Origin of the sequence: Nostoc sp. (assembly GCF_036919895.1) — a bacterium.
Classification (GTDB): Bacteria; Cyanobacteriota; Cyanobacteriia; order Cyanobacteriales; family Nostocaceae; genus Nostoc.
The window spans coordinates 1-9,594 of sequence record NZ_JBALBW010000064.1 but is presented as its reverse complement, the minus strand read 5'-3'; the positions used below and the strand labels follow the sequence as shown (position 1 = coordinate 9,594).

The 9,594-nt window shown below is 42.3% G+C and carries 7 protein-coding genes and 2 pseudogenes; 6 read left to right on the top strand and 3 right to left on the bottom strand.

What is annotated here, in order from left to right; translation table 11 throughout:
- The 6 genes and pseudogenes from V7K55_RS11615 to V7K55_RS11590 all read left to right on the top strand — a co-directional run.
- Nucleotides 1-189 (top strand): annotated as a pseudogene (locus V7K55_RS11615) (photosystem II D2 protein (photosystem q(a) protein)); the annotation flags it as partial.
- 731 nt (nucleotides 190-920) lie between these two features.
- A complete protein-coding gene (locus V7K55_RS11610; protein WP_094341154.1) occupies nucleotides 921-1,202 on the top strand; it encodes a 4a-hydroxytetrahydrobiopterin dehydratase in 282 nt (93 codons plus the stop codon).
- A gap of 859 nt (nucleotides 1,203-2,061) precedes the next feature.
- Nucleotides 2,062-3,777: an iron uptake porin gene (locus V7K55_RS11605; protein WP_334831327.1), complete on the top strand. Its 1,716-nt coding sequence runs from the start codon at nucleotides 2,062-2,064 to the stop codon at nucleotides 3,775-3,777.
- A gap of 501 nt (nucleotides 3,778-4,278) precedes the next feature.
- Nucleotides 4,279-5,241, top strand: a complete 963-nt coding sequence (gene cysK / locus V7K55_RS11600; RefSeq protein ID WP_334831325.1) for a cysteine synthase A — start codon at nucleotides 4,279-4,281, stop codon at nucleotides 5,239-5,241.
- Nucleotides 5,242-5,256: 15 nt separating this feature from the next.
- A complete protein-coding gene (locus tag V7K55_RS11595) occupies nucleotides 5,257-5,958 on the top strand; it encodes a J domain-containing protein (protein WP_334831323.1) in 702 nt (233 codons plus the stop codon).
- 104 nt (nucleotides 5,959-6,062) lie between these two features.
- Nucleotides 6,063-6,935: a 6-carboxytetrahydropterin synthase gene (locus tag V7K55_RS11590; RefSeq protein ID WP_334831321.1), complete on the top strand. Its 873-nt coding sequence runs from the start codon at nucleotides 6,063-6,065 to the stop codon at nucleotides 6,933-6,935.
- Nucleotides 6,936-7,125: 190 nt separating this feature from the next.
- Here the strand turns inward: V7K55_RS11590 and V7K55_RS11585 are convergent.
- From V7K55_RS11585 to V7K55_RS11575, 3 genes and pseudogenes are all read right to left on the bottom strand, one after another.
- A pseudogene (locus V7K55_RS11585) lies at nucleotides 7,126-7,239 on the bottom strand (Uma2 family endonuclease); the annotation flags it as partial.
- 93 nt (nucleotides 7,240-7,332) lie between these two features.
- A complete protein-coding gene (locus tag V7K55_RS11580) occupies nucleotides 7,333-8,301 on the bottom strand; it encodes a PrsW family intramembrane metalloprotease (RefSeq protein WP_334831318.1) in 969 nt (322 codons plus the stop codon).
- Nucleotides 8,294-9,214, bottom strand: coding sequence for a class I SAM-dependent methyltransferase (locus V7K55_RS11575; protein ID WP_334831316.1), 921 nt, complete (start codon nucleotides 9,212-9,214; stop codon nucleotides 8,294-8,296). The genes V7K55_RS11580 and V7K55_RS11575 overlap by 8 nt, the downstream gene beginning before the upstream one ends.
- Between the last annotated feature and the right edge of the window lie 380 nt (nucleotides 9,215-9,594).

Sequence of the window (9,594 nt, the reverse complement as noted above, 5' to 3'; positions counted from 1 at the left end):
CTCAACCTGCGGGCTTATGATTTCGTCTCCCAAGAATTACGGGCGGCGGAAGACCCTGAGTTTGAAACCTTCTATACCAAAAACATTTTGCTGAATGAGGGTATCCGCGCTTGGATGGCTCCTCAAGATCAACCACACGAACAATTTGTATTCCCTGAGGAAGTTCTACCTCGCGGTAACGCTCTCTAATATTAAAAGCTGACCATGACTTGAATCAGGAATGTAGTTGCCAAAACTTGACATCAGCCAGATTAAATAATCTTCTTGGCATAAGTCATCAACATTCCCCATTCTCCACTCATCTCCCACCAAAAGGCGGGAGATTTTTTTATATATCATGGTTAATAGGTTAATATCTCCAAATTTATATGTTATGTTAGGTGAAGGTTATAAACCCGGAGTAAAAACTCTGCCCTTTTAAAACTAAGACCGCTTAGGCAATAAGGAGGTGATGCCCATGATAGAAAGTAGTAAATGCATGGGTCATCAGGTTGCAGTTAGCCGGCTGTGTGCCGGGGCTGTTCTCTAAAAGTTAGCCTTAGTTATCTTTGAGATACTAAGTTAGCTCAAGTAGCTAGGCAAGCTCGGAGTTCCTTCCGGCAGTCTGGTTGCAACCTGAAGACCCGCTAGACCGCTCTAATTTAGATCGTCCGATCTAAATCAGAGCGGATAGTTTTTTAAGGGTGACTTTTGAAAACTTAGATAGCGAAACCTGCGGCGGGTAAAGCCAATGCGTTTAAGTTTTCTTAAAAATAAAAATATCTTGCATCAAATATTTACCAAGCCTGATTTAAATATACACACACGTATGAAGCATTAGTTTATCTTCATGCGTGTGTGTATATGTGGAAAATTAAATAGGGTTTTTTCTGTTAAATGCAAAACTGAGTGAACATAACATAGCTTAGGAATTTTTTGACATGGCACAACTACTCACTAAAGCGGAAATCCAAGAACATGCAAAGGTTCTGTCAGGTTGGACTGTTGAAGACTCCAAGTTGCATATTACCCGCACATTCAAGGATTTTATCCAAGCAATTGAGTTTGTCAATAAACTGGTGGAACCGGCTGAGTCAGCAGGACATCATCCAGATATAGAGATTTCCTACAACAAAGTGAAGATTACACTTACGTCACATGATGCAGGTGGGCTAACGCAGACAGACTTTGATGTAGCACAGGTGATTTCGCAAATTAAATAACAGTGTTCTAAAAAATAAATGATCCAAAACCCGTCATTGCGTTCGGGTAGCGTCTCGTAGAGAGCGAAGCGAAGTAAATCTCAAGGGCTGCAATTCCTTCGCTTCGCACCCTTCTCCTTCGGAGACGCTACCCGAACAGGAACGCCAAGGGCGAACGCAATGACAATTGGGCATTTTCTTTATTTGGAGTACTCTAAGTAGTTTCTTTTGACATCTTGCACCAGAAAACTGGAAGTAACCACGACAAAGACAAAAGCCGCCTATCTTTACTTCTTACTTATGAAGGAAAAGTAGCCCGTAAATTGATTGAGAGTAATGTTACAGGTTTTTCTTTGGAGTGCGCGGGTTTCAAAAACCTTGATTCCTGATTTTGTTTCTATTCCAACAATACCAGGCGAATAGCCGAGCAGAAAGGCTTTGCTAAATTTGTACAGCCAAGCTAGTGTACTTTAACTAGTGTGCAATTTCTGCTTGGCTAAGTGTGAAAAGTGATTTTTACTCACAAGCTGCTAAGTATCTAGCGCTTTCAGCAATTTAGCCAAGTGAGAAGCAGATCCCCTAAACCCTACTGCCTGCTTAGAGATTTAGATAACCATGTGTGACAGTTATTAAGCCGATCGCTCCAATCTTGCCATCTAGATTAGATGTTTTATAATGTTATGATATAAAGATATGTTTTTGCATAAGTTAATCACATCAGTTTTTAACCCTAAGTTAATCGTTTATTAGCTTTGCAAAAACTAGAATTGTAGTAATGGCAATTATGCCTCATCCATAGGTTTCAATGAGATGTGGCATCTTCGGGAATTAGGTGGAACGAAACCAATTATCTAAACAAGGTGTGAGGAGTAAAGAAAAGATGTCTAATCTCTTATGGAAATCCTTAGTGGTTAGCCCAGCAGTTTTGGGAGCAACATTGTTAGTTTCGACAACAGCGATTGCGGCTCCAAACAAAACCACTGAAGTATCACCAGCGAAACAAGCAACTGTAGCTGAAGTTGCCCAACAGCCAGAAATATTGGCTCAAACAACGATAGATCAAGTTAACCGCTACAGCAACGAAGGCAACCAAAATAACTCTCAGTCTCAAGTAACATCGGTTTCTCAATTTTCCGATGTACAACCTACTGACTGGGCATTCCAAGCATTGCAGTCCTTGGTTGAGCGCTATGGTTGTATTGCAGGTTACCCAAATGCTACTTATCGCGGCAACCGTGCTTTGACCCGTTATGAATTTGCTGCTGGTTTGAATGCTTGTTTGGATCGGGTTAACGAATTGATTGCCACAGCAACAGCTGACTTGGTGACTAAACAAGATTTAGCGACCCTACAACGTTTACAAGAAGAATTTTCCGCAGAATTGGCAACTCTACGCGGTCGCGTAGATTCCTTAGAAGCACGGACTGCTGAATTGGAAGCGAATCAGTTCTCCACTACCACAAAACTAGTCGGTGAAGCCGTTTTTGGCGTTACTGATGTGTTTGGAGGTAGGAATGGTGACAACAATAATACTGTCTTCCAAGATCGGGTACGTTTAGACTTGCAAACTAGCTTCACGGGTAGAGACGTTTTACACACCCGTCTAGCAGCTGGGAATGCACAACCCTTTGCAATAGATGGCATTAATAGTGGTGCGGAAGGGACACAGACATTCCAAGTTGGTAATACTGGTGGTAATGCTGTCACCATAGACCGCTTGACTTATGAAGTTCCCATAGGCCCAGCCAATGTGTACTTGGCGGCCAGTGGCGGACGACACAGCCAGTATGCTGCTGTCAACAACCCTTACTTTTTTGATAATACTGATGGCGGTAACGGTGCTTTATCTACCTTTGCTTCTGAAAGTCCCATCTATCGGATTGGTGGCGGTGCAGGTATAGCGCTCAATCTACCTCTTGGTAAAGGTGGCGGCATCTTAGGAAATAGCTCAATCACTGCGGGTTACTTGGCATCACAAGCTAATAATCCTGGTCTTAGTCAAGGTCTAACCAACGGTGACTATGCCGCTTTAGGACAGTTGAACTTTAGTGTTGGCGATCGCGTCGCTTTAGCTGCTACCTACGTTCATGGGTATAGCGCAAGTGGTGCTTTATTCGACTCTGGTTCACAGGGAACAGTTGGAGCTTTTGATGTAGGCACTAGACAAGCTAACTTTTTAGGTAATGGTACAACAAATACTTTAAGCCCATCTTCAAGTAATTCCTACGGTGTGTCGGCTGCCTTTAGACCCAGCGACAAGCTGTCAATTAGTGGCTTCGTTTCTTATCATGATGTCACAGGTGTTGCTGCAAATGATGATTATCAAGCTTGGAGCTATGGTCTTGGGGTAGCCTTACCTGATTTCGGTAAAAAGGGTAACGTTTTAGGTATTTTTGCAGGTGCAGAACCCTATTCCTTTAACCGACCAGGTTTTGTTGGTAATAATGTACCATATCACTTTGAAGGTTTCTACAAGTATCGTGTGTCTGATAACATCTCAGTTACCCCTGGTGTAATTTGGTTGACCTCTCCTGGTCAGAGCAGCGATAACGACGATGCAATTATCGGTACGCTCAGAACAACTTTCACTTTCTAAAGTGTTGACTATCTACTGACAATTTTGAACCTATTTGTCCCCGCCATCAGGCGGGGTTTTTTGTTTTCAGTGGCAGGAATAGATAAACCCCAGTAATTAACCGGAGTATGCTAGAGAAGTTAGGAGTTATCAGTACAGTTAAGATTTTTCAGTTAAGAGTTATAAATTGTGGCGGGTTTTATATATATAGCGGTTCTCAGTTGAGTTAGGTAAAAGAACCCCACCCCCAACCCCCTCATCGCTTGCGGGGAGGGGGCTATGATGTACCTCGTATGATTAGGAAACGCTATATATAGGAAGGGGGGCAGGGGGTTAGGTTTTCGATATTTTAATGTTAGCAATAATACTTTTAAAACATCTTATGGGTAATATTCTCATTTATCACTAACGTCAGTTCATGCTTGTTAGGAAACCCCCTACCTTGCGGGAAATGCAAAGCCAAACAGGACTGGACTCATCAATGACAAATGACTCTTGACTAAGTAACTGAGGACTATAATTATGCGAATTGCTTGTAACATTACAGAACTGGTTGGTCGTACACCCTTAGTACAGTTGAACCGCATTCCCCAAACAGAAGGATGTGTTGCTGAAATTTTGGTGAAACTAGAAAGCATGAACCCATCGGCATCGATCAAAGACCGGATTGGGGTCAGCATGATTAATGCTGCCGAAGAGGAGGGGCTGATTACTCCTGGGAAGACAATATTGGTAGAACCCACTTCTGGAAACACAGGAATTGCCCTAGCAATGGTAGCAGCAGCTAAGGGTTATCGCTTAATTTTGACAATGCCAGAGACGATGAGTGGAGAGCGTCGGGCAATGTTGCGAGCTTATGGAGCAGAACTGGAACTAACACCAGGAATGGAAGGGATGAGTGGGGCAATTCAACGATCGCAACAAATAGTTAATAGTACGCCAAATACCTATATGTTGCAGCAGTTCCGCAATCCAGCCAATGCAAAAGTGCATCGGGAAACTACAGCCCTAGAAATTTGGGAAGATACTGATGGACAAGTAGATATAATCGTAGCTGGGGTAGGTACTGGTGGTACGATAACTGGTGTAGCAGAAGTGATTAAAGCACGCAAACCTAGCTCTAAGGCGATCGCTGTTGAACCAGCCAATAGCCCAGTCTTATCTGGAGGACAGCCAGGGCCACACAAAATTCAAGGGATTGGCGCTGGGTTTATTCCCCAAGTACTCAAGCTAAAATTGATAGATGAAGTGATTACCGTCACCGATGAAGAAGCGATCGCTTATAGTCGGCGTTTGGCAAAAGAAGAAGGGCTATTATCTGGTATTTCCAGTGGAGCCGCTTTATGTGCAGCAATTCGCGTTGCTCAACGTCAAGAAAACAAAGGGCGTTTAATTGTGATGATTCAGCCCAGCTTTGGTGAGAGATATTTGAGTACACCGTTGTTCCAAGACCTGGAGGCAATATTAGCCGCTAGCATCAGCTAACGATAAATTGAATTAATGGTCAATTCTAAGCACGTTTCTAACCATTACGAAACTCTCAAAGTTAGTCCAAGTGCAAGCCTTGCGGAGATTAAGCAAGCTTATCGCCGCTTGGTTAAGTTATTTCATCCTGACACTAATCAGGATACTGCCGATCGCGAGCAGATTATTCTCATCAATGCAGCTTATGAAGTCTTAGGCGATAACCATAATCGCCGCAATTATGACCAACAACTGCAAGATGACTCTCAAAAATTAAATAGCGATCGCCAACAGCGTACAGCATCAGCACAAAATCATTACCAGACAAAACGAAAAACAGGACGGGAAGCTGACGAGCAAGTTGAAGAATGGCTGCGTCGAGTTTATCAACCAGTCAATCATCTGCTTTTTGGTATTCTCTATTCTCTAGAGGAGCAAATAGAGCAATTAGCTGCCGATCCTTTTGATGATGAGTTGTTAGATGAATTTCAGGAATACTTACAAACCTGTCGAGATGACCTCAAGCAGGCACAAATTATTTTTCGATCTCTGCCGAATCCCTCTAATTTAGCAGGGACTGCGGCTAACCTCTATTACAGCCTCAATCAAGTATCAGATGGACTTGATGAGTTTGCTTATTTTCCTTTGAGCTACGATGAGCGTTATTTACACACAGGTCAAGAGTTATTCCGCATAGCTACGAGATTACATTGCGAAGCACAAGCATCTGTTATTTAGTTATTGGGCATTGGGCATGGTCAAATGACTAATGACAAAGAAATTAGTTTATGCTGGAAACAGAAAAAGATTAAGAAATTTTAAATTCTGCTCATAGTGTACTCATGCAATGTATTGTTAATCGCCGCGCCCAGTTTTCAGCAAGTCATCGCTATTGGTTGCCAGAACTGAGTGAAGCCGAGAATATTGAAAAATTTGGTGCTGGTTCTAGATTTCCTGGACACGGACATAACTATGTCTTATTTATCTCCCTAGCAGGGGAATTGGATGAATATGGTATGGTGCTGAACTTGTCTGATGTGAAACACGTAATCAAACGGGAAGTTACCAGTCAATTGGATTTCTCTTATATCAACGATGTGTGGGCAGAATTTCAAGAAACTCTGCCCACCACTGAGAATATTGCACGGATTATCTGGCAACGATTAACACCGCACTTGCCTTTAATCCGCGTACAGTTATTTGAACATCCTGAACTTTGGGCAGATTATATGGGAAACGCAATGGAAGCATACCTTACTATCAGTACTCACTTTAGCGCCGCCCATCGGTTAGCTCATCCTAGTCTCAGTAACGAAGAAAATACTGAGATTTATGGTAAGTGCGCCCGTCCTCACGGTCATGGACACAACTATCATCTAGAAATCACCGTCAAAGGAGAAATTGACCCACGCACTGGCATGATTGTCGATTTAGGGGGTTTGAATCAAGTGGTAGAAGATTATGTAGTGGAACCATTCGATCACACTTTTTTAAATAAAGACATTCCTTATTTTGCCGAAATTGTTCCCACCGCTGAGAATATCGCACTTTACATTAGTAATTTATTGCGATCGCCAATTCTTGAATTGGGAGCTAAACTTTACAAGGTGAAATTGATTGAAAGTCCTAATAACTCCTGCGAAATCTACTGCACAGAGTCAGAATCAGATTCAGTCAGTGCATCCCTGAATCAGCCAGTGTTAGCGCGGGTTTAGGTAATTGAAAATCCAGGCATAGAACATTTGCAATAATTAGTAATTATTAGCATTAACTCTTTCAAAGTGACTGGTAATATCTATTTTTCCTCTCTGCGCTCTCTGCGACTCTGTGGTTTAAAAGTAATTTATTAAACCGCAAAGGCACAGAGAACACAGAGTAAAGAGGATGATTGACAAGAATTTAAGGCTAGAAAAGTTTACTTACTAAGCAGGTGAAACCAGGTAGCAAAGGACTTGTCAATTCATCTTGACTAAATAAGGTAGCTGCTAACTTTAATGCAGCTTGCTCACGACGCGGAACGAGAATCGCTAGCGAAGAACTCTAGGTCATCTGTCGTCCAACGCACTGGAGTTGTTTGCATAGAAACCCCCTAGCATTTTCTTAAATCATATTTTAAAAATAGCGGCGACGGGCGGAATGTCGCAAATAGCGATAAATACCCCAAGCTAAAACTCCAAAAAAGAGATTTAGCAAAAAGCGACTAAATATAAACCACAAAATATAACTTTCAAAAAGCTTTGACGGACTCAAAGGACTAATTTTATTGGCTAAGAGAAACAGCCCAAAAATGGCATTTCCACCCAGCACGAGGGCAAAAAGCACTAAACTTCTTTGCCAGTAACGGCGCTGGGGCGATCGTTCTGAAATCAAGGTAATTACGGGTTTACCTTGCACTTTTCGCAGTAATTGTTCTAGTCGCCAAAACATCCATAATAGAAACGGAAATAAACCATAACGAAGGAAACATAGCGCTAGTGAGTAACCGCAAGCAATAGATAGAATATTAACTAGGGCATGACAGATTACAGAATTTAGCCAAGCCCTAAAAATCAACTTCCTGTCTTGATGTAACCGATTTTTAGACGAAATATACATTCCCAAGGCATATCCCCAAGGTGCAGAGAACATGGCATGGACTGGCGTGCTGATAGTACGGCCAGGAATTGATGCTGTATCGTTAAAAAGGTAAATCCAGTTCTCTTCGGCAGTGAATCCAAGGGCAACGGCTATGGTGAAGAGGAAAACGGTTGAGGGAAGTAATCGATACGTGCGTTGCAAATAGTAGGTTGGCACAATAACCCCTGCTAACTTGCAGCCTTCTTCAATTAGACCTACTTCCACAAGCTGCCGCAAAATTGCACCAGGAAGCGATCGCTTGATTCGTTCCCAATCTACAATCCAATTGGCTACAGTTTCAAAATTCGATTCGAGTCTAAGGGCTAAAAGACCAGATATTGCCCCAATGCTAAAGAACATCAGTAACCTTAACAAAGGTGGGGCAAATGGGACTCGATAGTAGTAGTAGCCTAGCAGCAGCAAGGGTGGTATTACTGCCCACAATATTAAAGAAAAATCAACCACTCACTTGAGCAATTACTGTGCGGTGACGGTGAGTGTTATTAGTAATAGTGGGAGTTTGGAAACCTGCTTCAACAATAGCTTGCTGAATATCCAAAGCAAAATATTCATCTAAATACGGTTCAGTACTTTTGAGCAACGTCAAAATGTAGGCTGGCATTTTCTGGTAAACTTCAGACTTGGGATTCATATCCATGATTGCCAAGTAGCCACCGGGACGCAGCATACGCCGCATTTCAGCTAAAATCTGTCGGGTTGCTGACTGCGGTAATTCGTGACACATCAAGAAAATTGAGACTAAATCAAATGAGGCATCTGGTAGACCAGTAGATTCAGCTTGGGCATGAAGCCAGTTAATTTTAGCTTGACGTTGCCCAGCGCGGTAATTGGCAACAGCTAAAAAGTAGGGAGATAAATCCAAGCCTGTAATTTTGGCATCGGGATAAATTTCTTGCATGGTAAATGTACTCAAACCCACACCACAGGCCAAATCTAGGATTTCTTGGGGTTGATTGGGGATTTGTGCTTTGAGGATATCATGATAACTTTGGCGCAGTTTAGCATCTCCTTCTGCTCCAGCATCTTGCCAAATTCCAGCATGGACAGTACGAGCAGCAACTTCTAACTCGCAAGCAGCTTTCCAACTGAGGTTTCCATCTTCGTAGGCATGGAATGTCCTCAAATAGTATTCTGGGTAGGAAAGCTGAGGATTTTCTACTTGAGCTAAATCAGCCTTCCAATCACGCGCCTGTAGTGTCTCGACTTCTTGCGTCCAAGGCACACCAATCCTCTCGGCACGTTTAATCATCATTTGACGGGCTTGATGTTTGGCTAGGTTGGCTAAAGGCTTGATTGCCAGTACGCCATTTACCAAGCGGGAAGCGAAGCCAGGATTAGTTTTTACAGCAGCAGTCATAAATCAGTTTGCATTTAACAGCCTTTTCTACTTATGACATACTTGCTGGACGGCAGTCTAGAAATGAATTGAATTTTATAACGGCAGTTTGCCTCCTGTCGCTTGCTCTAAGCAACAAAAAATATTATAGAAGGTTGACATTTGGAGAGCAGCAAAGTTCTGAGAAGATGAGAATTATACTGGTTTGCATTTTATATTTATCAGAGAATTTTATTCAAGACTGGTAAAATTTTGATACCGAGCAACATTTTTCTCAACAGGGATGGCACAAAGCTGAGTGCCATTTATAGAACCCATTTGACATCTTTTACTGTGTTGAAGTAAAGTGACGGCAAAAGTCGTATCCAGCAGTTATGCCATACTCTAGCAGCCTCACAGAT

Excerpts from the sequence above, each read along its gene's own strand:
- V7K55_RS11595 (WP_334831323.1), top strand. The coding sequence starts at position 5,257 with ATGGTCAATTCTAAGCACGTTTCTAACCATTACGAAACTCTCAAAGTT.
- V7K55_RS11575 (WP_334831316.1), bottom strand. The coding sequence starts at position 9,214 with ATGACTGCTGCTGTAAAAACTAATCCTGGCTTCGCTTCCCGCTTGGTA.
- cysK (WP_334831325.1), top strand. The coding sequence starts at position 4,279 with ATGCGAATTGCTTGTAACATTACAGAACTGGTTGGTCGTACACCCTTA.
- V7K55_RS11610 (WP_094341154.1), top strand. The coding sequence starts at position 921 with ATGGCACAACTACTCACTAAAGCGGAAATCCAAGAACATGCAAAGGTT.
- V7K55_RS11605 (WP_334831327.1), top strand. The coding sequence starts at position 2,062 with ATGTCTAATCTCTTATGGAAATCCTTAGTGGTTAGCCCAGCAGTTTTG.
- V7K55_RS11590 (WP_334831321.1), top strand. The coding sequence starts at position 6,063 with ATGCAATGTATTGTTAATCGCCGCGCCCAGTTTTCAGCAAGTCATCGC.